A 23025-nucleotide genomic window follows, 5' to 3' on the forward strand; every position below is an offset into this window, starting at 1 on the left:
CTGCGATGACCGACCTGCGGGAGCCCCCCACTCCCTCCCCCACCCCGGCGCCGGTTGCACCCCCGGCGGCCGAGCCGCGCCGTCACGTGCGCCGCGAGGTGCGTCGGCGGGAGAGCACGGCCCACCGCCGGCGACGCCGGGCGCTGCTGGGCGGCGGCGGGGTGATGGTCACGGTCGGGCTGGTGCTGCTCGGCGTCGTGCTGTGGCAGTTCCTGGGCACCAACTGGCTCTCGAAGGGCCGCCAGGCCGAGGCGGTCGCCGCCGTCGAGGAGAGCTGGGGTCAGGGATCGACGACGTCGAGCACCGACTGGGGCACCGTGGAGGCACTGCTGCGGATCCCCCGCTTCGGCGAGGACTACGTGGTGCCCGTGCTGGCCGGCAGCAGCGACGACGTGCTGGCCGCCGGCGTCGGGCACCTGGAGGAGACCGCCGACGCGGGCGAGGTGGGCAACTACGTGCTGGCCGGCCACCGCGTCACCAACGGCGAGCCGTTCGCCGACTTCCCGACGCTGCGCGAGGGCGACCTCGTGGAGGTCGAGACCCGCGACGCCGTGCACCTCTACGAGCTGACCAACGGCGGCAGCGAGCTGATCGTGGACTTCACCGCCGACTGGGTGCTCGACCCCCGACCCGTCAACCCCGACCCCACCGGCGTCACGGCTCCGCTGACCGGTCCGCAGGACCGGCTGATCACGCTGCTCACCTGCTCGGAGATCTTCCACACCGACAACCGCAGCGTCACCTTCGGGCGCCTGGTCGAGACCGTGCCCAAGGTGCCGGCAGCATGACCGTCACCGGTCCAGACCGGCTGCGGTGAGCACGTGACGCAGCCCCCGCTGCCTCGTTGCCCGGACAACCCCCCGACCCAGGAGCGCCCGTGACCCAGCGTCTGGCCATCGTCGTGAGCCTGCTCGCGGCCCTTCTCGGGCTACCCGTCGCCGCTGCCGCGGACGACTACGTGGCCGGCACCGCCACCCGCTGCAGCATCGCCACCCCCGACGTGGTGCGCGTGGGCAACGCCTTCCGCGCGACCGTCACCGTGGACGCCAACAGCACCGAGCGCCCATCCGGCGAGGTGCAGCTGACCGTCTCGCGCGACGGCGCAGGCCCGGTCTACTCCCTCGTCGCCGACTACCGCGGCGGCAGCCTCACGCTGCGCGGCCGCCCGCTCACCGAGGTGGGCGACTACACCGCGCGCCTGACCTTCAGCCCCACCGAGGACTCGGTCTTCCGAGGCTGCCAGGACACCGCCGCGCTGCAGGTGAGCCGCGGCGCGCTGCCCGACGACGACCAGCGCGACGACCAGGACCAGGGCCCCGGCGGGCTGCTGCCCGACACCGGCGGGCCCGACTTCTGGCTGCTGCTGCTCGGCCTCGGCCTCGTGGGCAGCGGCGGCACCCTGGTCGTCGTCGCACGACGCCAGCGCCCCGTCCTCGCCTGAGGCCGCCTCGGGTCCACCGCCCGATCGCACCGACCCCTCGTCGGGTGCGCCGGGTCGACCACCCACCCGTCACAACAAGAACCGGGTCGACCACCCACCCGTCACAACAAGAGCCGGGTCGACCACCCACCCGTCACAACGAGAGCCGGGTCGACCACCCACCCGTCACAACGAGAGCCGGGTCGACCACCCACCCGTCACAACAAGGACCGGGTCGACCGCTCAGCCGTCACACCCGGCGACGGGTGGGCGAGCAGGATCGGTGGATCAGGCGCGCTCGCTGGCCACCTGGGCCCGGCGCTCGACGGCCTCGCGGTAGTCGCTCTCGAGCTTCTCGACCGCCTCGGGCCGGCCGTGGAAGCGGCGGTAGGAGTAGATGATCAGGGCCAGGGCGATCACCGCGGAGGCGAACTGGGTGGCCGCCGTGGCGGCGCCTCCCGGGAGCCACCAGGACTCGGCCAGCGGCCACCAGCCGGGCACCGGCGGGCTCATCGCCCACAGCACCCCGGCGGCCACCAGCAGCACGACGCCGCCCAGCGAGATCGCGATGCGCAGCGGCGTCTCGACGCTCTCCGCGGCGCCCTTGAGGGCGCGGAACTTCACCGGGTCCAGGCGCTTCTCGGCCCACTCGTACTGCTGGGAGAGCACCGCCAGGCCCCCGAAGAGCATCAGCAGGCCCGGGCCGGGAAGGATCAGCGCGGCGATTCCGCCGACCACGAGGGTCCAACCGAGCACCTCGAGTGCGACGCGCTTGGCGGCTCCCTTCATGCCCCGATGCTGTCAGACGTCGCCAACACCTGTCCGCACCAGCAGTGACGAGCGTGGCGTGGCGTCACCCGTGCTGGTCCAGGTACGCGCGCCCCTCGTCGTCCAGACGGCCGTGCTCGGCGGCGACCCGCGCCCAGCGCAGCGTCATGGAGTGGAAGCGCAGCGGGTTGTAGACGTCCTCCTCGCGGGAGAACAACCCGTCGCCGGCGTAGGTCATGATCGTGAGGTTGGAGGCCTCGTGCAGGGAACCGTCGCCCGGGTCGGGCATCAGGTTGCGCACCTCGCACACCAGCCGGGCCGCCTCCTCGTCGACCACCTGCCAGGCGAGCGGGAAGCTGGTCATCACCGACCCCGGGAACGACGTCATGGTGGCCACCGACCAGGCGCGGATCTCCTCCCGGCCGCGGAAGGTGCCGTAGGCGTGCTCCACGTAGGTGGCGTCGGTGGTGAAGTGGTCGGCGAAGCCGTGCCAGTCCCCCGAGTCGGCGTACCCCTGCACGTCGCGGTGCAGGGCCGCGTAGGCCTCGGTGATCTCCGACGTCGACCAGGGTCCGGTGCTCGCCATCAGGCGATCCAACCAGTGCAGGGAGTGCTGAGCCACCGCTGAGCCACTGTCGCCAGCTGCCGCACGTAGTCCGGTCGGGTCAGTGCTCTGGACCGGTCGGGTGAAATCTCGCGCCGAACGGCTGCGATTCCGCGCGATCGTGCCCGCCCGCACGTGACCCGTGTCACCGTCGCAGGACCGGCCTCGCCCCAGGGGCCCGATGGGGAGGGAACCCGCATGATCCGACACGCCCGCGAGCACGCCCGTGCACTGCTCGCCACGCTGGCCAGCGCCGTCGTCGCGCTGGCCGTCGTCGCCGTGATGGCGCCGGCCCTGAGCACCGCCAGCGCCGCACCCGGCGCGGCCTCCGCCGCGCCCGGTCGCGCCGCCGCCGGTGCCTGCGACGCCGAGGAGGCCCGCGCCGGTGCCGCCATCGCGCAGGCCCGCGGTGCCCTCGCCACCCTGCAGGCCGCCCAGAAGAAGACCTCGAAGGCGCGCAAGGCCGTCAAGCGTGCGGAGGGCCGCAAGGCGAAGGCCAAGGCCCAGGCCAAGGTACGCAAGGCCGTGGCCGCGCAGAAGCGCGCGAAGACCGCCAAGAAGGCCGCCTTCCGCGAGGCGCTGGTCGCCGTCCGCGCCTACAACACCTGCATGAACGACAACCCCGACCCGACCGACCCCACGGACCCGACGGACCCCACGGACCCGACCGACCCCACGGACCCGACCGGTCCGCTGGACCCCATCTGTGACAACCTGCCGCTGCCTATCTGCGACGCGCTCGGCGCGCTGCCGAACCCGGGTGGCAGCGGCGGCGCCAGCCCGATCCAGGCCCTGTGCGACGCCGGCCTGCCGCAGGCCGTCTGCGACGCCGCCACCGGCGCGCCGGGCGCGGGCGGCACGAGCGCCATCCAGCCGCTCTGCACGGCGGGCCTGCCGCAGGGCATCTGCGACCTCGCCGCCGGCGTCGTCACCCCGGGCTCGCTGCCCATCCCCCAGGTGCCCGGTGTCCCGGAGTTCCCAGGGATCGCCGACGTTCCCGGTCTCGACGCCCTGTTCCTGCTCGTCAACCAGCTCCCGCTCGGACAGGTCTGCGGCATCCTGCCGCTGCCCATCATCTGCCCGGGCAGCGCCACGGCCACCGCCTGAGCGTCACCCGACCGCACCACGACGAGGGCCCCGGAGCGCTGCTCCGGGGCCCTCGTGCGTCTCGTCGGTGACCCAGCGACGAGCGACTCAGCCGAGGTGGTGCACCTCCTGCAGCCCGTACACGGGCGTCGGGATGCCCTCGAGCCGCGCCTTGAGCTGCAGCGCCAGGTAGAGCGAGTAGTGCCGCGACTGGTGCAGGTTGCCGCCGTGGAACCACAGCGCCTCCTGCTGGGTGGGCTTCCACATGTTGCGCTGCTCGCCCTCCCAGGGGCCAGGGTCCTTGGTGGTGTCCGACCCCAGGCCCCAGCACTTGCCCACGGTGTCGGCGACCTCCTGGCTGATCAGGTCCGCGGCCCAGCCGTTCATCGAGCCGTAGCCGGTGGCGTAGACGACCAGGTCGGCCGGCAGCTCCGTGCCGTCGTCGAGGACGACGGAGTCCTCGGTCAGGTGCGTCACCTGCCCGTGGGCCAGCTTCACCTCGCCGTCGGCGACGAGCTCGGCCGCGCCGACGTCGATGTAGTAGCCCGACCCGCGGCGCAGGTACTTCATGAACAGGCCCGAGCCGTCGTCGCCCCAGTCGTGCCGGAAGCCCGCCCGCTCCAGCCGCTCGTAGAAGTCGGCGTCCTTCTCGGCCATCGCCTCGTAGGCGGGGATCTGGAAGGTGTGCAGGATCCGGTAGGGCAGCGAGGCGAAGATGAGGTCGGCCTTCTCGGTCGTGACGCCGGCCGCCAGCGCGCGCTCGGAGTAGAGGTCGCCGAGGCCGTACTCCATCAGGCTGTCGCTCTTGACGATGTGGGTGGAGGAGCGCTGCACCATCGTCACGTCGGCGTCGTGCTCCCACAGCGCACCGCAGATGTCGAAGGCGGAGTTGTTGGAGCCGATGACGACGCACTTCTTGCCGGCGTACGCGTCCGGGCCGGGGTGCGCCGAGGAGTGGTGCTGGTCGCCGCGGAAGACGTCCTGGCCCGGCAGCTGGGGCAGGTTGGGCTTGCCGCTCATGCCGGTGGCGAGCACCAGCTGCTGGGGGCGCAGCGTGAGCGGGCGGCCCTCCCGCTCGATCTCGACGGTCCACTCGCCCTTCTCCTCCGACCAGGAGGCGGAGGTGGCCACCGTGCTCGACCAGTAGGGCACCTCCATGACGCGGGTGTAGAACTCCAGCCAGTCGCCGATCTTGTCCTTGGGCGCGAACACCGGCCAGTTGTCGGGGAACTTCAGGTACGGCAGGTGGTCGTACCAGACCGGGTCGTGCAGGCACAGGCTCTTGTAGCGGTTGCGCCACTGGTCGCCGGGGCGCGCGTGCTTGTCGATGACGAGCGCCGGCACGCCCAGCTGACGCAGCCGGGCCCCGAGCGCGATGCCGCCCTGCCCGCCGCCGATCACCAGCACGTAGGGCTGCTCGGTGGAGCCGAGCGACTCCGCCTCCTGCTGGCGGTGCTCCAGCCAGGTGGTGCGGTGCTTGTCGGCGCCATGCTCCGCGCCCGGCGGGCGACGGGCGCCGCGCGGCTCCTCGTGGCCCTTGAGCTCGTGCATCGTGGTGAGGAAGGTCCAGGCGCGGTCGCCGGTGCCGGAGGTGCCGTCGTCACCCTCCTCGGCCGGCACCAGCCGCACCAGGCCGCGCCCGCGACCCACGCCGGTCTCGAACTCGAACCAGGCCGTGACGACGCCGTCGGCCTCCTCGGGCGGCTCGGCGACCTCGAACCCGCCGGGGTCGACGCGGTCCAGCGTCTCGGCCAGCAGGTCGCTGACGCCGTCGCGGCCCTCGACGGTCTTCAGGTTCCAGGTGAAGGCCACCAGGTCACGCCAGTAGCTCTCGGTGGCGAAGTGACCGGCCGCCGCGGCGACGTCGCGGGCGCGCAGCGCGGCCTCGAAGGAGGCGAACCACGCCTGGGCCCGCTGCTGCGGGTCGGTGGTGCTGGTGGGGTGATCGAGGGTCTGGGTCATGGGGCCCACACCACCGTGTGCGCGCCGCGCGCGGAAGCGTTGCAGCCGGTTGCATGTGGCGCCGCTCACAGCCGCGCCGTATCGTCGGTGGGGAGCCGTCGGGGAGGTGGCGCATGGCCGCAGGGTTCGGGGCGATCGCACCGGGTACCGACCTCTCCCGGTACGCCCGTGAGCTGCAGCGCGTGCACGACGCCGTCCTCGGCGGCGCCCGGCCCCCGCAGCGTCCGCGCGCCCTGGTGGCGCGCTCCTGGGCGCGGGTGATGAGCCTGGGCCTGGACCCCGACGGCGAGAACGCGCGCCAGCCCCTGGGCGCGGGCGCGCTCGCCGCCCGACGTCGGGCCTCACCGCTCTCGCTGGTCATCGACGAGCTGCGGGCCGTGCTCACCAGCGTCGCCGACGCCTCGCGCTTCCTGGTGGTGGTCTGCGACGCCGACGGCGTCATCCTCTGGCGCGAGGGCGCCGCCTCGGTGCGACTGCAGGCCGACCGCCTGGGCTTCTGCGAGGGCGCCACCTGGACCGAGCAGGTGGTGGGCACCAACGCGATCGGCACCGCGCTCGCCGAGGCCGCGCCCGTGCAGCTGTTTTCGGCCGAGCACTTCGAGAGCAAGCAGCACCCCTGGTACTGCACCGCCGCGCCGCTGCACGACCCGCGCACCGGCGAGCTGCTCGGCGTCGTCGACGTGAGCGGGCCGGCCCTGACCCTGCACCCCGCGCTCACCGCGCTGGTCGAGAGCGCCGTCCGGCTCGCCGAGGGCACCCTGTGGCGCCACCACGAGCAGCGCCTGCAGCGCCTGCGCACCCGCGCCGAGCCGGTGGTGAGCGGCGTCAGCGGGCCGCTGCTCGTCGTCGACGACCACGGCTGGGTGGCGCACACCTCCGGCATCGCCCACCGCGACCGGATCGAGGTGCCTCACGCCCAACGCGCCCTGGCCGTGCCCGGCATGGGGCTGTGCCTGCCCGAGCGGCTCGACGAGGGATGGCTGGTGCGACCGCAGCTGGCGGAGCGCGGTGAGCAGACCATCAGCGCCCGGCTCGTGCTCGGCTCCGCCCCGGTGCTGGAGGTCCACGCCACCGAGGAGCCCTGGCGCACCACCCTCACCCCTCGTCACGCCCAGGTGCTGACGCTGCTCGGGGAGGCCGGCCCCACCGGCCTGACGGCGGCCGCACTCTCCACGCACCTCTACGGCGACGCCGCCCACGTCGTCACCGCGCGCGCCGAGGTCTCCCGGCTGCGTCGCGTCGTCGGCGCCCTGGTGGCCACCGGCCCCTACCGGCTCGCCGACGGCGTCACCCTCGAGGTCACCCCGCCCCGCTGACCCGGCGCGGGACGGGACGACTCCGTGCTCGACCCGTGCGCACTCTGGACGGGTCGGTGTCCCAGCCGTGCGCACTCACGCCGGGTCGGCGTCCCACCCGTGCGCACTCACGCCGGGTCGGCGTCCCACCCGTGCGCACTCAGGACGGGTCGGCGTCCCACCCGTGCGCACTCACGCCGGGTCGGCGCTCGACCCGTGCGCACTCACGCCGGGTCGGCGCTCGACCCGTGCGCACTCACGCCGGGTCGGCGACCTCGAACGTCACGCACAGCTCGCGCCCCGCCGGACAGGCGAGGTAGGCCCCGGGCGCGACGTCGTCGGGCACCCGCAGACGCAGCTCGGGTGCCATCTCGACCTCGGACGCCCAGAACGAGGTGCCGGTCCCCTCGGTCCAGCCACCGCCCAGCTCGGCGCGCTCGGCCTGGTAGCTGGTGCAGTCGCCCTCCGGTCCGGCCAGCACCTGCACCGGGAGCAGGAAGAGACGTCCGCGCTCCGGGGTGAGCACCACCGACTCCCCCGCCACCACCGAGGCCGGCGACGCCGTCAGGCCGCCACGCTCGGCTCGGGTCAGGCTCTCCTCGTGCAGGGCGCACACGCCCGCGGCGTCGCCCGACGGCGCCTGGTCGTCGGAGCAGCCGACGAGGCCCACCAGCAGGCCGCACACCAGCAGCTCGGAGAGGACCCGGGATCGCACGCGCGCAGCGTAGGCGATCCGGGTCACAGCAGCAGCACGCCGGCGCCGACCCAGGAGACGACCACGACCGCGCCGACCGCCGCCTCGACCCCGCGGGTCCAGGTGCGGGGGTAGAGCCGTCCCTCGAGGTAGTGCGGGATGAAGCCCTCCGGCGGCAGCTGCGGCAGCCCCGCCCGACGCCGCCCGGCGTTCTCCAGGCTGGTCAGGGGGCACGGCCGGCGGGTGCGGACGATCCAGAGCCCCCACGCGGCGACGCCCACGTGCACCACGAGCAGCAGCGGCCACGCCCAGGCCAGGAAGCCGCCGAGGACCAGGAAGCCGATGAACGCCGCGTGCAGGATCCACGCGACCCCCGCGACGCCGCGTCCCAGGACCCCTGCCACGCGCCGAGCCTAGGGCGCACGGGGCGCGGGGTGACGCGGGCGACACGCCGGGGAGGCGCCGTCGACTTGCACACCCGAGACAGGTGAGCACATAATCTCGCCTAGTTCACTACAGTTGTGTGAGCACAGCGACTATGTCGGGCCGTGGTGCGCGGGCCGAACAGCCGAAAGAGGTACAGCCATGCGTCAGCTCATCGTGCTGGGATTCGTCGGATTCCTGGCCCAGCTCATCGACGGATCCCTGGGCATGGCCTACGGCGTCACGTCCTCCACCCTGCTGCTGGCCGCCGGCGTCGCGCCGGCCGCCGCCTCGGCCGCGGTGCACTTCTCCGAGATCGGCACCTCGCTGGTCTCCGGGTTCTCCCACCACAAGCTCGGCAACGTGGACTGGAAGACCGTCCTGATCCTCGCCGGCCCCGGCTTCATCGGCGCCTTCGTGGGCGCGACCTTCCTGGTCAGCCTGCCCGCCGACACCGCCAAGCCCTGGGTCGCCGGCATCCTGCTGGCCCTCGGCATCTACGTCGTCTACCGCTTCCTGGTGCTCGGCGGCCGCCGGCCCACCTTCAAGGGCCGCCCCGGCGCCAAGTTCCTGGTGCCCATGGGCCTGGTCGGCGGCTCGCTCGACGCCATCGGTGGCGGCGGCTGGGGTCCGGTCGGCACCACCACGCTGCTCTCCTCGGGCCGCCTGGAGCCCCGCAAGGTCGTCGGCTCGATCGACACCTCCGAGTTCGTCGTCGCGGTCGGCGGCTCGCTGGGCTTCCTGATCGGCCTCGGCTCGCAGGGCATCCTGTGGGGCTACGCGCTGGCCCTGCTGGTCGGTGGCGTCGTCGCCGCCCCCATCGCCGCCTACCTCGTCAAGAAGCTCGCCGCCCGCGTGCTCGGCGTCGCGGCCGGCGGCCTGATCATCCTCACCAACTCCAAGACCATCTCCGAGTCGCTCGGCGCGACCGGCGGCACGGTCGGCGCCATCGCCGGCGTCATCGCCGTGCTGTGGATCTCGGGCATCGTGTGGGCCGTGCGCCAGGAGCGCCGCTCGCGTGCCCTCGAGAGCGCCGAGGGCGGGGAGCTCGCCACCGTCTGACCCGCACCGTCGGGTCCGCCGCTCGGCGGCAGCGCGCCGTCAGCAGGTGACGGCGGGCTCGCACCCACCAGAAGTACCCGGGGCGCCCGGGCCGGTCCGCACCGGCCCGGGCGCTGCCACGTCGGCCACCGAGGGCACCAGGTACCAGCCCAGGTGCCGCGTCAGGGCCGCGGTGAGGTGGCTGTTGTCGAGGTAGGTGGCGATGCCGTCGACGACGCCGCGGCACAGGTAGGGCGAGCACAGCGACTCGTTGAGGTCGATGTAGCGCAGCCCGCCCTGCGCGGCGAGCGGCGCGAACATCTCGCCCAGCCAGTCCACCGTGGCCCGCTCGAAGAAGAACGCCTCGCCGCGCGGGAACGCGCAGCGGAAGGGGTCGCGCCCCTGCGCGCACGGGCCGGGCCGGGCCGGCGGGCGGGCCACCTGGCCCACCACGTCGACGTCGACGTCCCACGCGGCGAGCTGCCGGGCCAGGGCCGGACCGCCCTCGCGCAGGATCGCCGCCTGCGCGAAGGCGTACGACGCGCGCCCCTCCCCCGGCTCGCGGCCGAGGTCGATGAGACCGATGGCGCGCTGGTACATCTCCCAGTTGCCGGCGATCACCACCTTGAGCGGCTGGGTGCCCTGGCGCATCCGGTCGACGAAGCGCAGGCCCAGGTAGGCGTTCAGGCCGCAGCGGCCCAGCCGGGTGAGGTCGTCGGGCGTGAGCCCAGGGTCCATGGCCGGGCAGCCGCCGAACGTGGAGAGCACCAGGTTGACGTCGCGCCCCGTCGCCGCGGCACGCAGCGCGGGCACGAGCATCCAGGCGTGGGAGTCACCCCACAGGAACACGGTGGGGCGGTCCTCCAGGAAGGGCGTGAGGTAGCAGATCATCGCCTGCTGCGGCACCCGCTCGGTGCGCGTCGCGCAGGTCTCGGGCAGCGCGACGACGTCGGAGGTCCGCGGCAGCGGACGCACCGGCGGCAGCTCCGGCTCGGCCAGGGCCGCCGCGAGCGCGTCGGCCGGCGCGGACGCGGTGGCCACCGAGCCCGGCCCGCCGGCGGCGTCCGGGGTGTCCGGCCCACTCACCGGCGAGGCGCCCAGCGGGCCGGTCGTGGTCAGCAGGCCGGCGGCGAGCACGCCGGCGACGCTCTCGACGACGAGGCGCACCAGGCGGCGGTGGGGGGAGTCCATGGCGCGCTCATCGTCTCAGGAGCGAGCCACCGCGGTCAGCCGAATCACCTCGACCGGCCCAGTCCGGCGAGGAGTCAGCGGGTGGCGCCGAGCACCAGGTCGGGGCTCCCGGCCTCGGTGTCGGAATCGGTGTCGAGCCCGTCCAGCCCGTCCAGTCCGGTCGCCTCCGAGGAGTCGACCGACTCCGCGGACTCGCCACGCCGCTCCCGGCGCTGCTCGCGCAGCTCCTCCACCTGGGCGGCGTCCTCCTCGACGTCGGCGATGCTGTCCTCGAAGAAGCGCCCCAGCGTGGCGGAGAAGCTGGCGCTGAGGTGGTTGTTGTCGAAGTAGGTGAGCGTGCCGTCGACCTCGGCGCGGCAGAAGTCGCCGTCGCAGAAGGCGGAGTTGACGTCGATGAGCCGCGGCTCGCCCGCCAGCTTCTCCATCTGCTCCTCGAGCCAGTCGACGGCGTACTGGTCGGCCTGGCGGCTGACCGCCTCCGCGACGTCGCAGTCGTAGAGGCGCAGCCGCGCCTCGCACAGCGGCGCGTTGCGCGGCACCTCGGCGACCGGCGCGATCACGTCGACCGAGACGCCGAGCTCACCCAGGTCGTCGAAGAGCGTCGGTGCGCCCTCGCGGAACAGCGGGGAGATGGCGTCGACGTAGGACTGGTGCGCCTCGTTGCCGCCGCGGGCCACGAGCAGGTTGAGCCGCTCGCCGGGGAAGTAGACCTCCCAGCTCGCGCCCAGGATCACCTTGAGCGGGCGGCCGCGCTCGGCCTGGTCCTCGATGAAGGAGAGCGCCATCTGGTTGCCGCGCACGCAGTTGTTCTCGGCCATGCCCGTGGCGTCGAACGGCGGGCAGCTGCCCTGGTTGAACGCGACCAGGTTGACGTCGGCGTCCTCGGCGGCGGCCTCCAGCCCGGGGATGTACATCCAGGCGTGGGAGTCGCCCCAGAGCACCACGGTGCCGCGGCCGGGCTCGGCCTCGTTGAGACGGCACAGCACCGGTCGGGGCTGGATGATCGCGCCCTCCGGGACGCACTCCTCGGGCAGGTCGGGGTAGTCGGCCAGCTGCTCGGTGACGGCGGTCCACCGCGAGCTCTCGGCCTGGTCGTCGGCCACCAGGAGGGTGAAGGCGGCCAGCGAGGCGACGACCATCATCGAGGAGATGCCGGTCATGACGACGCGCTTGGAGCCCCACGCGCCGTTGACGCCGCGGGGCTTCTCGCCCGAGCGGTTGTAGAAGATGCCCTCGACGTAGCGCCACGACAGGTAGGCGCAGCCGAGCGCGGCCATGATCAGCGCGATGCGCATCCACAGCGGCGGCGGCGCGAGATTGACCGACTCGCCGAAGACCAGCAGCGGCCAGTGCCACAGGTACCAGCCGTAGCTGAGGAGGCCCAGCCACACGAAGAGCCGGAAGGAGAGGAAGCGGGTCACGAGCGTGCGCGAGCCGGTGCCGGCCCAGGTGAGGAACAGGGCGCCGAAGCAGGGGATCAGCGCCCAGTAGCTGGGGTAGCCGGCGGTCGGCATCGGGTCGACGATCGCGTAGACCACCAGCGCCGCACCCACCAGGCCCATGACCTCGCGCACCGCGTGCGGCGCGGAGACCTTGGCGACGATCAACGACAGCGCGACGCCCATCAGGAACTCGAACGCACGGGTGATCGGCAGGTAGTAGGCGGCCTCCGGGAAGGGCTCGGCCCACTGGATGGCCAGCCACAGCGAGGCGATGAAGAGCACCACGGTGAGGATGAGCGCGACGCCGCGCAGCTCGATGCGCAGCAGCTTGGCGAGCAGCCAGGCCAGCACGATCAGCAGCGGCATCGCGAGGTAGAACTGCTCCTCCACCGAGAGCGACCAGGTGTGCAGCAGCACCCCGGTGCCCGGCGTGTGGCCGAAGTAGCTGACGGTGTCGCTCTGCCAGAAGAAGAAGTTGGAGACGAACGCCGCCGCGGCCGCGGCCGACTGGGCGGTCTCCTGCTGGGAGCCCACCGGCGTCAGCACCACGAAGCTCAGCAGCAGGACGCCGAGCAGCATCGTGGCCTTCGCCGGGATCAGGCGGCGGGCGCGCCGGGCGTAGAAGTTCCACCAGTTGATGCCACCGCGGCGCGCGTACTCGCCGAGCAGGAGGTTGGTGATCACGAAGCCCGAGACCACGAAGAACAGGTCCAGGCCGATGTAGGAGCCCTCGAAGCCCGGGACCTTGGCGTGGAAGCCCATCACCATGATCGCGGCGGTGCCGCGGATGCCGTCGATGTCGGGGCGGTAGTTCAGGCGGGTCGGCCGGTTGGCCGGCAGCTCGCCGCCCGCGGGGCCCCCGTCGTCAGGGCGGGCCGGATCGGGGCGCGGCATCGTCGTCGAGGGGGTCCCCACGCCTACGACACCTCCGATGCTGCTCGTTCGCCGGCCCTCACGCCGGCACGCCTGATCGCGCCCCCGCCGTCAGTATGCAGGGTGGCGGTGCCTCCCGTGTGCCGAAGCCCCCGATCCGGCCCCGTGACGGCCCGTGCTGGCCTCAGCCACGGTGCCGCTCCGCCTTGCGGCGCAGCCGGTTCCAGCTGCTCGCCAACCCCATCGCCTTGCGCACCTCGCGCAGGGTCAGCTCCGCCTCGTGGCGGGTGCGCTCGGTGCCCTCGACGATCAGCTGCTCGACGTAGCCCGGGCGCGACTCGAACTCCGCGCGCCTCTCGCGGATGGGAGCCAGGAACCGCTCCAGCGCCTCGATGAGCGATTGCTTGACCTCCACGTCGCCGACCGTGCCAGCCTGGTAGCGCGCCGTGAGGTCGGCGACCTCCTCGGGCCGGTCGTTGAAGGTTCGGTGGTAGACGAAGACCGGATTGGTCTCGGTCTCGCCCGGCACGTCGGCGCGCACCCGGTTGGGGTCGGTGAACATGCCCTTGACCTTGCGGCGCACCGTCGCGGCGTCGTCGCTGAGCAGGATGGCGTTGCCCAGGCTCTTGCTCGCCTTGCCGTTGCCGTCGGTGCCCACCAGGGTGGGCACCTCGCCCACCAGCGCCTCGGGGACCGGCAGGGTCTCGCCGTACTCGTGGTTGAAGCGGCGGGCGATCTCGCGGGTGATCTCGACGTGGGCGAGGTTGTCCTTGCCCACCGGCACCATCTGGGAGCGCACGCACAGGATGTCGGCGGCCTGCAGGATCGGGTAGCCGAGCAGCGCGAAGGGCATCTCGGCCTTGCCGGCGCCCCGGGCCATGTCCTTGAGGCTGGGCAGGCGCTGCAGGTGCGGGACGGTGATCAGGCTCTGGAAGAGCGTGTACAGCTCGTGGATCGCGCCACCGAGCCCCGACTGCAGGTAGAAGGTCGCCTGCTCGGGGTCGATGCCGGCGCTGATCATGTCGAGCACGGCGTCGCGCGCGTTCGGCCCGATCTGCTCGATCGCCTCCCGCGAGGACTTGGTGGTGAGCATGTGCAGGTCGGCGATGATGAAGAAGCACTCGTAGTCGTGCTGCAGCTTGACGCGGTTGCTGATCGAACCCACGTAGTGCCCCAGGTGCAGCTTCCCGGTGGGTCGGTCGCCGGTGAGCATCCGACGTCGGACGCCGGGCCGGCCGGCCGCCCCCGGCTCGTTCGCCTCGGCGGGCTGCTCGACGGGCGGCTGGTTGATCTCGCTCATGGTGGGCGCATCGTCTCACCGGGCGCTCCGGCTCGCAGAATCGCACCCCGCCCGCGACGCACGTCGTCTAGCCTGCACACGCCCCCCGCACCCGGAAGAAGCCGAGAGACCCCCATGCCGGCACAGCCCGTCGAGCCCGCTGCACGCCCGCGTGCGACCCGCTCCCTCCGCTCCACCTCGGCCCCGCTGGCGGTGGCCGGCCTGGTCGCGGGTCTGCTGCTGGCGCTGCTGCCCGGGCTGGCCAGCGGCGCGGGCGCGCAGGAGCCGACGCCCGCCCGGGAGTCCACCCAGCAGGGTCTGCCGCTGTTCCCCTCGCCCCAGCCCCCGTCGCAGTCCGAGCAGATCGACGAGGCGGCGCTCTCGCGCGACTACCCGCGCCTGCCCAAGAGCTGCGGGCTGCTGGTCGACGGCCAGGTGCCGGCCGCGCCCCGCAAGTGCGTCATCAAGCGCTCGGGGGCACGCCAGCCGGTGCTGGTCATGTGGGGCGACTCCCACATGTGGCAGATGCTGCCCGCCGTCAAGGCCGCGATGAAGGGTCAGAAGATGGGCCTGGTGGCCTTCCTGTTCGGCAGCTGCCCCCCGGCCATGCCCGACATGCGCATCTACGCGGGCAACCCCTGCATGGAGACCCAGCAGGTGGCGCTGCGCTACCTCGAGGCCGCCAAGCGCCAGGGCCGCGACGTCCGCGTCATCCTCGGTGCGTTCTGGGGCGCCCACCTCAACCGGCTCGCCTTCTACGAGAGCGCCACGCAGCGCCGTCAGCTGGCCGACCGCCGCGCGTACGTCATGAAGTACACCCGCCCCCTGTTCGGGTGGCTGGCCAAGCAGCGCATCCCCACCGACGTCCAGGTCCAGGGCCCGGCCGCCGTGCCGCCGGCGCCGAACTGCCGCCCCGGCCCGACCCCGTTCCAGTGCGACATCGCCCGGAGCAAGGCGCTCTTCCGCGACGCGGAGGTCACCGGCTTCCTCAAGCGCAACGTCAAGCGGCTGCCCCGCGGCTCACGGCTGATCAACTTCCACAGCGGCGTCTGCCGGCCGGCCGTGTGCCCCGCCGTGCAGCCCAGTGGCGCCCACACCTGGTTCGACCCCTACCACCTCAGCGCCTCCACCACCGCCGGGCTGGGCCGGTTCTACCTGCCCAGCGTGCGCAAGCTGGCCCGCTGAGGGGAGCTGGTCGGGCTTCGAGCGGGGAGCGACGTCGAGGCTGACGTAGCCTCGAGGGGCTCGTGCTCGTTGGCCCAAGGTCCCCGGGCCCCGCCCGTCGTCGATCCTGGAAGTCACCTCGTGCCCCTCGGAGACCCCGCCACCACCGTGCGACGCGATCGCACCCGCCACCTGCCGCGCCTGCTGGTCAGCACCGTGCTGATGGCCCTCGTCGTCACGCTCGTGCCCGCGACCTCCGGTGCCGCACCGGTGCCCGCCGCGGACCGCACGGCTGACCGGACGCCGGCGCGCGGGCCCGCGACCGGCGGGACGGCCTACCTGCCGGGCGACCTGCCAGGAGAGCCGGCCGGCTCGGGCCAGCGCGGCGGGGCCTCCCGCGAGGAGGTCGACCCGCGCAGCCTGGACTACCCGCGGATGCCGCAGCGCTGCGCGACGTTCCGGCAGAAGGTGCCGCTGACGCCCACCACCTGCAAGATCCGCTGGACCAACGAGAAGCGGCCCACCGTGGTGCTGTGGGGCGACTCGCACGCCTGGCAGTTCCTCCCCGCCGTCCGCAAGGCCATCCAGGGCAAGAAGGTCAACCTGGTGGCCTTCATCTTCGGCGGGTGCGTGCCTGCCAAGCCGGACATGCGGATCTGGAGGGGCCAGCCGTGCGCTGAGACCAGCGCCCGCGCCATCAAGTTCCTGGACGGCCTGGCCAAGCGCGACCGCGACGTGCGCGTCGTCATGGGCGCCTACTGGGGCGCCAACCTCGACCAGGTGTACTACTACCGCAACGAGGGCGAGAAGAAGACCCACGCCGACCGACGCCAGTACGTCCTGCGCTACACCGTGCCGCTGTTCACGTGGCTCGGCAAGCGCGACATCCGCACCGACGTGCTGGCCATGAGCCCCGTCGTCGTGCCGCCGAACCCCGACTGCCAGCCCGGGCCCACGCCCTACGACTGCCCGATCGACCGGCGCATCTCGCTCTACAAGGAGGCCTACGTCGACCAGTGGGTGCGCCAGCGCGTCCGCGACCTGCCGGCCGGCGCGCGCTACCTCGACTACCAGAGCCAGCTCTGCGACGCCGCCGTCTGCCGGCCGCACCAGGCGTGGGGCGTCTACACCTGGTTCGACCACTACCACCTGAGCCAGACCACCACCGAGCGGATGGCGGGCATGTTCGCCCCGACCGTCACCAAGCTGCTCAGCCGCGCCAAGAACCGGCGGCGCTGAGGTGCGCGGGCGGCTCGCGCTCGGCTGGCTGACGGCGGCGCTCGTCGTCGGACTGGCGCCGGCGGGCTCGCTCGCAGCCGGTCCTGCTGCCGCGGCTGCCTCCGGGCCCGGGGCGACGGCGTCACGCGCCGAGGCCGGGCCACGCCTGAGCGTGCCGGCGGCTGCGCTGCGACGGGCCGTCAGCTGCTCCGGCAAGGCCCGGCGCGGTCGCACCCCGGTGCTGCTGGTGCACGGCACCGGCACCACCGGCAAGGAGACGTGGCGCCTGGGCTGGCAGCAGTCGTTGCGCGCCGAGGGACGGGCCGTGTGCGTCGTCGACCTGCCACGCTTCGGCACCGGCGACGTGCAGGACAACGCGCAGTACGTGGTGCACGCGCTGCGCCACCTGCAGGGCAAGGCCGGCGACCGCGACGTCTCGGTGGTCGCCCTGAGCAAGGGCATGACGGAGACCCTGCTGGCGCTGCGGGTCTGGCCCGACGTCGCCCGCCAGGTCGACGACGTCGTCGGGCTGGCCGGTGTCATGGACCGCGGCTCGCGCGCCATCGCCGCGCAGTGCGCGGCCGACCCCTGCGTCCCGGCGCTCCACCAGGTGGCCACCGGGTCGGCGTTCCTGCGCGCGGTCACGCGGCACCCGCTGCCGCGCGGGATCTCCTACACGGCCGTCTCCACGCCCCTGGACCGCACCGTCACCCCGCAGCCCGGCGCCAACAGGCAGCGGGGGGTGCGCCCGGTCTCGATCGACGCCGTGTGCCCCGGCCGTGCCGCGCGCTTCGGCGTCGGCCACGCGCAGGTGCTGGGCGATGCCGTCGCCCGGGCGCTCGTGCGCGACGCCCTGGCCCGTCGTGGCCCGGCCTCCCCCGCCCGGGTCCCGCGCAGCACCTGCGGGCGCGAGCACTTTCCCGGCTTCGACGAGGCCGGGTTCACCCGGCTCGCGGCCGTCGTCGCGGCCCGTCGTCACGCCACCACCACCCGCGAGCCCCGCGTCCGCTCCTGGCTTCGTCGCTGACCTGGCGCGAGTGCGCACGGGTCGGTGCTCGACCTGTGCGCACTCGGGCCGGGTCGGCGCCCCACCCGTGCGCACTCGCGCCAGGTCGGCGCCCCACCCGTGCGCACTCGGGCCGGGTCGGTGCTCGACTCGTGCGCACTCGCGCCAGGTCGGTGCCCCACCCGTGCGCTGCCGCGACAGGTCAGCCCAGGAGGCGGCCGACGGTGGGGGCGAAGTAGCGCTGGAGGCGGCCGGCGACGGGCTTGGTGATGTGGGCGGGGTTGGCGTACACGCTGCGGCCGTCCATCGTGGAGCGGCAGCGTCGGGTGTCGCAGAGCAGCCGGCTGGGCTGCACCAGCAGCGAGGGGCGGGTGAGCATCCCGCGCAGCTGCCGGATCTGCCGCATGTTCTCGGCGAAGTGCGCGAGCGCCGCGCTGCGCGGCAGCGTGCACCGGTAGGGGTTGAAGCCCGCAGCGCAGGCGGGGGCGTTGGTGGGCACGGTGACCATCTGTCCGATGACGTCGACGGGCGCACCCATCCGGCCCAGGGTGCGGAAGAGCGCCGGCGTGCCGGTGCGGCCCAGGCGTGCGGCGTTGGCGACGCTGTCGGACGTGGGTTGGCGCCAGCCCGCAGCGCCGTCGGGCAGCGGTGAGAGCGCGTAGCGGAAGATCTCCCACCCCGAGCCCAGCAGCACCCGGTAGGGGCGCTGCTGGCGGTGCAGCCGCTGCACGTAGGCCAGCGCCCGGTGGTTGGTCTGGGCGCACGGTCCGGCGGTGCGCACCTGGGCCGGCGTCAGCTTCTGGTCCATCGGGGGGCAGCCGCCGTAGAGGAAGACCACCAGGTTCACGTGACGGCGCGGGGCGGCGGTGGCCTGCTGGATGCCGCGCAGGTGCTGCCAGGCGTGGGAGTCACCCCACAGCACCAGGGTCGGCGCACCGGCCTTCTGCGGGCCGATCTCGCACTTGCCCGGGCGCACCAGGCACCGCTCGGGCAGGGGGAGCCCCGGGTTGGCGCGGGCGGCAGGCCCAGCAGCCGGCCCAGCAGCCGGTGCAGCGGCGGGTGCGGCCGCGGACGCCGAGGAGAGCGCGCCCGTGGTCAGCACGGTCGTGACCGCCACGACGAGGGCGAGCAGCAGGGCAGCGGGTCGGGTGCGGGGCTGGGGGGAGGTGCCGGGGGGGAGCATGGTGACGTCATCGTCTCACCACGCGCGCGCCTACGGGGCACTACCGTCACTCTCGTGCACCCCCGTTCACGGCGCGCCCCCCGGCGCTCGGCGCCCTTCGGCGCGCGCATCCTCGGACGCGCCGACCAGTCGGCGCGCGCGCTGCGGGTGCGGGTGCAGCTGCTGCTGACCCTCACCCTGGTCACCACCAACGTGATCGGTGCGGTGCTGGTCTTCGTCATCTCCTACTTCGTGGTGCCCGCCCCGACCGCGACCGCCGCCACCCTGGTCTCGCTGGCGATCGGGGTCCCCAGCTACGTGCTGGTCGCCGTCCTCGTCGGTGCCGTGACCGGCACCCGGCTGAGCCTGCGGGCCCTGCGGTGGGCCACCTCCGAGCGCGACCCCGACGACGAGGAGCGCCGGGTGGCGCTGCGGGTGCCGCTGCGCCTGACCCAGATGCAGGCCGCGCTGTGGCTGGGTGCCACGGTCACCTTCACCACGCTCGCGGTCGTCGTGCAGCCCGAGCGGGCACTCAGCACCGGTCTCACGATCCTCATCGCGGGCGTCGTCATCTGCGTCATCTCCTTCCTGCTCGCCGAGTTCGTGCTGCGCCCCGTGGCCGCCCGCGCCCTGGCCGACACCCCCGTGGTGCAGCGACCCCGGGGTGCCGGTGTGGGCGACCGGATGGTGATCTTCTGGCTGCTGGGCACCGGCGCGCCGGTGATCGGACTGGGCGTGGCCGCGCTGCTCACGCTCGTCGACTACAGCGACGACGTCACCCGCACCCGGCTCGCCGTCATCACGCTGGTGGTGTGCGGGGTGGTGCTGGTCTTCGGGCTGTTCATCACCGTGCTCAACGCCCGTGCCGTGGTGGCGCCGGTGCTCTCGGTGCACGAGGCGCTCCTCGACGTCGAGCAGGGCGACCTGGACCGGGACCTCGTCGTCTTCGACGGCACCGAGCTCGGGCTGCTGCAGTCCGGCTTCAACCGGATGGTCGGCGGGCTGCGCGACCGCGAGCACCTGCGCGACCTCTTCGGTCGCCACGTGGGCCGCGAGGTGGCCGAGGCGGCCGCTTCGATCGGCGACATCGAGCTGGGCGGCGAGACCCGGGAGGTGTCGGTGCTCTTCGTCGACCTGGTGGGGTCCACCACCTACGCCACCGAGCACGACCCGGCGCAGGTGGTGGAGGTGCTCAACCGCTTCTTCGGCGTCGTCGTCGACGAGGTCGACCAGCGCAAGGGCCTGGTCAACAAGTTCATCGGCGACGCCGTGCTGGCCGTCTTCGGCGCGCCCGTGGACCTGCCCGACCACGCCGGTGCCGCACTCGGTGCCGCCCGGGCGATGGCCCGCCGCCTGGCGCAGGAGGTGCCCGAGGTGGGCGCCGGCATCGGGGTGGCCACGGGTGACGCCGTGGCCGGCAACGTGGGGCACCAGCAGCGCTTCGAGTACACCGTCATCGGCGACGCCGTGAACTCCGCCGCCCGGCTGACCGACCTCGCCAAGGAGGCCCCCGGCGGGGTGCTGGTGGCGGCGGCCTCGGTGGAGTCGGCCGGCGAGGAGGAGGCCGCGCACTGGCGTGCCCACGAGGAGGTGACGCTGCGCGGCCGCGACGCGCCGACGGCCACCGCGGTGCTCGCCGACGCCGTCGCGGCCGACCCCTCAGCCGACCCCTCAGCCGACCCCGCGGCCGACCCCGCCGGGGCTCGCTGAGGGCCGTGCGGGGCCTGGTCGGCGTCCATCTCGTGCGGCCGGGTGGGCGTCCGGCCGCTCGGGCTGCCACAATCCGCCCATGCCCCACCCCACCTACGAGCAGCTCGCGTCGCTGCCCTCCTACATGCCCCAGGTCGTGCCCGGTGCCTTCGAGGACCTCAACGGCCACCTCAACGTGCGCCACTACGTCGGCATCGCCAGCGAGGGCCTCGACGAGATGCTGCAGGAGGTGGGCATCCCGCAGAACTGGCCGCGCGTCGGCGGCAAGGCCGTCTTCAGCGCCGAGCACCACCTCACCTACCTGCACGAGCTGCGCACCGGCGACCGGCTCTCGGTGCGCGTGGTGCTGCTGGGTCGCTCCGAGCGCGCCGCGCACGTGGTGGTCTACCTGGTCGACGAGACCCACGAGCAGATCAGCTGCGTGATGGAGGAGGTCTTCCTCTGCGTCGACATGGAGTCCCGCCGCACCACGCCCTGGCCCGCAGAGGTGGCCGAGCAGCTCGACGCCCGCGTGGCGGAGCACGCCGGTCTCGAGGTCAAGCCGGAGCTCTCCGGCTCGCTCTCCCTGCGCTGAGCAGCTGACGCGGCGCGCGACCGTGCCCTGCACCCTCGCCGACGCCGTCGCCCTGCTCGGGCAGCTGCCCGGCGCCGTCGCCCAGCCGCGCAGCACCTACGACCGCTGGCAGGTGGCCGGGCAGACCTTCGGCTACGTGTGGCAGCGCACCGCCACGGTCGGGCTCAAGCAGCCGCTGGCCGAGCAGCTGGCCCTGGTGGCCGAGCGCCCCGAGGTCTTCGAGGTGCAGTTCACCGCCGGCGCGTTCGGCTGGGTGGTGGTGCACCTGGCCGGCGTCGAGCGTGACGAGCTGGCCGAGCTGGTCTTCGAGGCCTGGCGGCTCACCGCGCCCGCGGACGTCGTCGCTGCCCGTGCGGACCGGCTGCCGCGCTGACGGTGCGGCGCACCCGGCTGGCGCCGTCGGGCAGGCTGGGCACGTGATCCGGACCCTCGCCCGCCTGGTGCTCGGCGGCTTCCTGGTGCTCGCGGGCACCGCCCACCTCACCTGGCTGCGCGAGGAGTTCCCCGCACAGGTGCCGGACTGGGTGGTGGACGCGCTCCCGGTGAGCATCGACGCCGTCGTGGTGGTCAGCGGCGTGGTGGAGATCGCCGCCGGGCTGGCGGTGCTGCTGGCGCCGCGCGCGTGGCGGCCGGCGGTCGGCTGGGCGGTGGCGGCGCTGTTCGTGGCCGTCTTCCCGGGCAACGTGCACCAGTGGCTGGCCGGCAACGACGCCTTCGGGCTCGACACCGACGGCGCCCGCCTGACCCGGCTGTTCTTCCAGCCGCTGCTGGTGGCGTGGGCGCTGTGGTGCACCGGCGCCTGGGCGGCTCTGCGCGGCCGGTCCGGCACACGGCTCAGCCCAGGCGCAGCACCGTGATCAGTCGCCGAGCGGCCTCGCCACCGAGCTGCTCGGCGAGGTCGAGGGCGGCCGGCACGTCGAGGCCCGCACGCAGCGGTGCGAGCGCGTCGTCGGCCCCGGACCCGGGCTCCCCGGGGCGGCCGGCAGCGGCGTAGAGGCGCTCGAGCCGCTGCTGGGCGCCGGTCAGCAGGCCGGGCTCGTAGCTCCACGCCTCGCGCCAGGGGCGGTCGATCAGCAGCAGTCGCAGCGCGGCCGGGGCGGCGTCGGCCAGCACGTCGTCGACCAGCACCAGGTTGCCCGTGCTCTTGGCCATCTTGACGCCGTCGATGCGCACCTCGCCCACGTGCAGGGTGCTCCGCGCGAAGCCCCCGGTGGGGTCCTCGACGGCGGCCGCGGCCATCGCGGCCTGGTAGGCGTGGTGCGGGAACGCCAGGTCGACGCCGCCCACGAGGACGTCGACGCTCGAGCCGTGCACGGCCAGGGCCATCGCCGCGCACTCGGCGTGCCAGCCGGGGCGTCCCCAGCCCCACGGCGAGGCCCAGGCGGGGTGGTCGTCGTCGGAGCTGCGCCACACCGGGACGTCGAACGGGTCGTCCTTGGCGGGGTCCTCGGGGGCGTCGCCGTAGTCGGCGGCCAGCCGCAGCGCCTCCTCCCGCGCCAGCCCCGACCGCTCGAGGACACCCGCGCCGCGGAACCACACGGTGCCGTCGCGCTCGTAGGCGGCACCGGACTCCAGCAACGCCTGTGCCAGCTGCTGGACGGCGGCCACGTGGTGCCGGGCGCGCGGCTGGTGGGCCGGGGTGGCCACGCGCAGCGCGCCCATGCTGCGCTCGAAGAGCGACTCCTGGCGCAGCGCGAGCTCGTCGAAGTAGGAGCCGCGCTCGCGGGCGGCGCGGGTGAGCACGTCGTCGACGTCGGTGATGTTGCGGCTGCTGACGACGCCGACGCCGGTGCTCTCGAGCACCGCGGCGAGCACGTCGGCCCACACGAAGGTGGCGGCGTGGCCGAGGTGGGTGACGTCGTAGGGGGTGATGCCGCAGACGTAGACCCGCGCCGCGCCGACCGGCCGCAGCGCCCGGCCCGCCACCGTGACGGACTGCGGGGGCGCGGGAAGCGCCCCCACCCGCTGCCGTGGGTCGAGGACGGCCGGGCTCACCTGTCGCAGCGCCATGCGGCCCATCCTCGCACCCGGCGGCGGGTGCACCGGGGCTGGTCGCCTGCACCGATCGGTCGCGCGCCATAGGATCACCTCGGTTGCTCGGAGAGAGGCGGAT

The 23025-nt window shown here is 73.8% G+C and carries 22 protein-coding genes; 12 read left to right on the forward strand and 10 right to left on the reverse strand.

All coding sequences use genetic code 11. The features are described from left to right. Positions 1-5 precede the first annotated feature (5 nt). Both ABD948_RS12680 and ABD948_RS12685 read left to right on the forward strand, forming a co-directional pair. The gene (locus tag ABD948_RS12680) at positions 6-788 is read left to right on the forward strand and encodes a sortase domain-containing protein (protein ID WP_345266297.1); all 783 of its coding nucleotides are present in this window, start codon (positions 6-8) and stop codon (positions 786-788) included. A gap of 89 nt (positions 789-877) precedes the next feature. Then, entirely contained in the window at positions 878-1441 is a 564-nt protein-coding gene (locus ABD948_RS12685) for an LPXTG cell wall anchor domain-containing protein (RefSeq protein ID WP_345266299.1), read from the forward strand. A 267-nt stretch (positions 1442-1708) separates the two neighbouring features. Here ABD948_RS12685 and ABD948_RS12690 read toward each other — a convergent pair whose 3' ends face one another. Next, positions 1709-2209, reverse strand: coding sequence for a PGPGW domain-containing protein (locus tag ABD948_RS12690; protein ID WP_345266301.1), 501 nt, complete (start codon positions 2207-2209; stop codon positions 1709-1711). A gap of 64 nt (positions 2210-2273) precedes the next feature. Further along, positions 2274-2774, reverse strand: a complete 501-nt coding sequence (locus ABD948_RS12695) for a nuclear transport factor 2 family protein (protein WP_345266303.1) — start codon at positions 2772-2774, stop codon at positions 2274-2276. A gap of 216 nt (positions 2775-2990) precedes the next feature. On the opposite strand from ABD948_RS12695, the gene ABD948_RS12700 reads away from it, so the two are divergent. Continuing rightward, complete coding sequence (locus tag ABD948_RS12700; protein ID WP_345266305.1) at positions 2991-3899, forward strand: hypothetical protein; 909 nt, start codon at positions 2991-2993, stop codon at positions 3897-3899. Positions 3900-3986: 87 nt separating this feature from the next. Here ABD948_RS12700 and ABD948_RS12705 read toward each other — a convergent pair whose 3' ends face one another. Further along, positions 3987-5840 (reverse strand): NAD(P)-binding domain-containing protein, encoded by a 1854-nt coding sequence (locus tag ABD948_RS12705; RefSeq protein ID WP_345266307.1) that lies wholly within the window; start codon positions 5838-5840, stop codon positions 3987-3989. Between the two features lie 113 nt (positions 5841-5953). On the opposite strand from ABD948_RS12705, the gene ABD948_RS12710 reads away from it, so the two are divergent. Next, positions 5954-7156 (forward strand): GAF domain-containing protein, encoded by a 1203-nt coding sequence (locus tag ABD948_RS12710; protein ID WP_345266309.1) that lies wholly within the window; start codon positions 5954-5956, stop codon positions 7154-7156. A 235-nt stretch (positions 7157-7391) separates the two neighbouring features. Here the strand turns inward: ABD948_RS12710 and ABD948_RS12715 are convergent, their stop codons facing one another. Beyond that, positions 7392-7850: a hypothetical protein gene (locus ABD948_RS12715; protein WP_345266311.1), complete on the reverse strand. Its 459-nt coding sequence runs from the start codon at positions 7848-7850 to the stop codon at positions 7392-7394. Positions 7851-7873: 23 nt separating this feature from the next. Further along, positions 7874-8233, reverse strand: coding sequence for a DUF2784 domain-containing protein (locus ABD948_RS12720; RefSeq protein WP_345266313.1), 360 nt, complete (start codon positions 8231-8233; stop codon positions 7874-7876). Positions 8234-8414: 181 nt separating this feature from the next. Here ABD948_RS12720 and ABD948_RS12725 point away from each other — a divergent pair, with 181 nt between their 5' ends. Beyond that, the gene (locus ABD948_RS12725; protein ID WP_345266315.1) at positions 8415-9314 is read left to right on the forward strand and encodes a sulfite exporter TauE/SafE family protein; all 900 of its coding nucleotides are present in this window, start codon (positions 8415-8417) and stop codon (positions 9312-9314) included. 39 nt (positions 9315-9353) lie between these two features. Here ABD948_RS12725 and ABD948_RS12730 read toward each other — a convergent pair whose 3' ends face one another. The 3 genes from ABD948_RS12730 to trpS all read right to left on the reverse strand — a co-directional run bounded on the left by ABD948_RS12730 (position 9354) and on the right by trpS (position 14099). Further along, positions 9354-10484, reverse strand: a complete 1131-nt coding sequence (locus tag ABD948_RS12730; RefSeq protein WP_345266317.1) for an SGNH hydrolase domain-containing protein — start codon at positions 10482-10484, stop codon at positions 9354-9356. 74 nt (positions 10485-10558) lie between these two features. Then, entirely contained in the window at positions 10559-12841 is a 2283-nt protein-coding gene (locus tag ABD948_RS12735) for an acyltransferase family protein (protein WP_345266319.1), read from the reverse strand. A gap of 142 nt (positions 12842-12983) precedes the next feature. Next, positions 12984-14099: a tryptophan--tRNA ligase gene (gene trpS / locus ABD948_RS12740; protein ID WP_345266321.1), complete on the reverse strand. Its 1116-nt coding sequence runs from the start codon at positions 14097-14099 to the stop codon at positions 12984-12986. A gap of 114 nt (positions 14100-14213) precedes the next feature. On the opposite strand from trpS, the gene ABD948_RS12745 reads away from it, so the two are divergent. From ABD948_RS12745 to ABD948_RS12755, 3 genes are all read left to right on the forward strand, one after another. Beyond that, entirely contained in the window at positions 14214-15263 is a 1050-nt protein-coding gene (locus tag ABD948_RS12745) for an SGNH hydrolase domain-containing protein (protein ID WP_345266324.1), read from the forward strand. A gap of 120 nt (positions 15264-15383) precedes the next feature. Further along, positions 15384-16481, forward strand: a complete 1098-nt coding sequence (locus ABD948_RS12750; protein ID WP_345266326.1) for an SGNH hydrolase domain-containing protein — start codon at positions 15384-15386, stop codon at positions 16479-16481. Between the two features lies 1 nt (position 16482). Further along, positions 16483-17487 carry an esterase/lipase family protein gene (locus ABD948_RS12755; RefSeq protein ID WP_345266328.1) on the forward strand — a complete coding sequence of 335 codons (1005 nt, stop codon included), beginning with the start codon at positions 16483-16485 and terminating at the stop codon, positions 17485-17487. Between the two features lie 181 nt (positions 17488-17668). Here the strand turns inward: ABD948_RS12755 and ABD948_RS12760 are convergent, their stop codons facing one another. Beyond that, positions 17669-18649, reverse strand: a complete 981-nt coding sequence (locus tag ABD948_RS12760) for an SGNH hydrolase domain-containing protein (RefSeq protein WP_345266330.1) — start codon at positions 18647-18649, stop codon at positions 17669-17671. A gap of 54 nt (positions 18650-18703) precedes the next feature. Between ABD948_RS12760 and ABD948_RS12765 the strand changes: the two genes are divergently transcribed. The 4 genes from ABD948_RS12765 to ABD948_RS12780 all read left to right on the forward strand — a co-directional run bounded on the left by ABD948_RS12765 (position 18704) and on the right by ABD948_RS12780 (position 21769). After that, positions 18704-20338, forward strand: a complete 1635-nt coding sequence (locus ABD948_RS12765) for an adenylate/guanylate cyclase domain-containing protein (RefSeq protein WP_345266332.1) — start codon at positions 18704-18706, stop codon at positions 20336-20338. Between the two features lie 79 nt (positions 20339-20417). Further along, complete coding sequence (locus tag ABD948_RS12770) at positions 20418-20912, forward strand: thioesterase family protein (RefSeq protein WP_345266334.1); 495 nt, start codon at positions 20418-20420, stop codon at positions 20910-20912. A gap of 22 nt (positions 20913-20934) precedes the next feature. Beyond that, entirely contained in the window at positions 20935-21285 is a 351-nt protein-coding gene (locus tag ABD948_RS12775; RefSeq protein ID WP_345266336.1) for an MmcQ/YjbR family DNA-binding protein, read from the forward strand. A gap of 43 nt (positions 21286-21328) precedes the next feature. Continuing rightward, the gene (locus ABD948_RS12780; protein ID WP_345266337.1) at positions 21329-21769 is read left to right on the forward strand and encodes a DoxX family protein; all 441 of its coding nucleotides are present in this window, start codon (positions 21329-21331) and stop codon (positions 21767-21769) included. On the opposite strand, the gene ABD948_RS12785 is transcribed toward ABD948_RS12780, so the two are convergent. Next, positions 21747-22922, reverse strand: a complete 1176-nt coding sequence (locus ABD948_RS12785) for a cysteine--tRNA ligase (RefSeq protein ID WP_345266339.1) — start codon at positions 22920-22922, stop codon at positions 21747-21749. The genes ABD948_RS12780 and ABD948_RS12785 overlap by 23 nt on opposite strands. Positions 22923-23025 lie beyond the last annotated feature (103 nt).

It is taken from the genome of Nocardioides nanhaiensis (genome assembly GCF_039542785.1).
Classification (GTDB): Bacteria; Actinomycetota; Actinomycetes; order Propionibacteriales; family Nocardioidaceae; genus Nocardioides; species Nocardioides nanhaiensis.

Bases quoted from the DNA above. Each gene is read 5' to 3' on its own strand.
- ABD948_RS12700 (WP_345266305.1), top strand. From the start codon at position 2,991: ATGATCCGACACGCCCGCGAGCACGCCCGTGCACTGCTCGCCACGCTG.
- ABD948_RS12705 (WP_345266307.1), bottom strand. From the start codon at position 5,840: ATGACCCAGACCCTCGATCACCCCACCAGCACCACCGACCCGCAGCAG.
- trpS (WP_345266321.1), bottom strand. From the start codon at position 14,099: ATGAGCGAGATCAACCAGCCGCCCGTCGAGCAGCCCGCCGAGGCGAAC.
- ABD948_RS12770 (WP_345266334.1), top strand. From the start codon at position 20,418: ATGCCCCACCCCACCTACGAGCAGCTCGCGTCGCTGCCCTCCTACATG.
- ABD948_RS12725 (WP_345266315.1), top strand. From the start codon at position 8,415: ATGCGTCAGCTCATCGTGCTGGGATTCGTCGGATTCCTGGCCCAGCTC.
- ABD948_RS12745 (WP_345266324.1), top strand. From the start codon at position 14,214: ATGCCGGCACAGCCCGTCGAGCCCGCTGCACGCCCGCGTGCGACCCGC.
- ABD948_RS12730 (WP_345266317.1), bottom strand. From the start codon at position 10,484: ATGGACTCCCCCCACCGCCGCCTGGTGCGCCTCGTCGTCGAGAGCGTC.
- ABD948_RS12695 (WP_345266303.1), bottom strand. From the start codon at position 2,774: ATGGCGAGCACCGGACCCTGGTCGACGTCGGAGATCACCGAGGCCTAC.
- ABD948_RS12680 (WP_345266297.1), top strand. From the start codon at position 6: ATGACCGACCTGCGGGAGCCCCCCACTCCCTCCCCCACCCCGGCGCCG.
- ABD948_RS12760 (WP_345266330.1), bottom strand. From the start codon at position 18,649: ATGCTCCCCCCCGGCACCTCCCCCCAGCCCCGCACCCGACCCGCTGCC.
- ABD948_RS12690 (WP_345266301.1), bottom strand. From the start codon at position 2,209: ATGAAGGGAGCCGCCAAGCGCGTCGCACTCGAGGTGCTCGGTTGGACC.
- ABD948_RS12785 (WP_345266339.1), bottom strand. From the start codon at position 22,922: ATGGCGCTGCGACAGGTGAGCCCGGCCGTCCTCGACCCACGGCAGCGG.
- ABD948_RS12710 (WP_345266309.1), top strand. From the start codon at position 5,954: ATGGCCGCAGGGTTCGGGGCGATCGCACCGGGTACCGACCTCTCCCGG.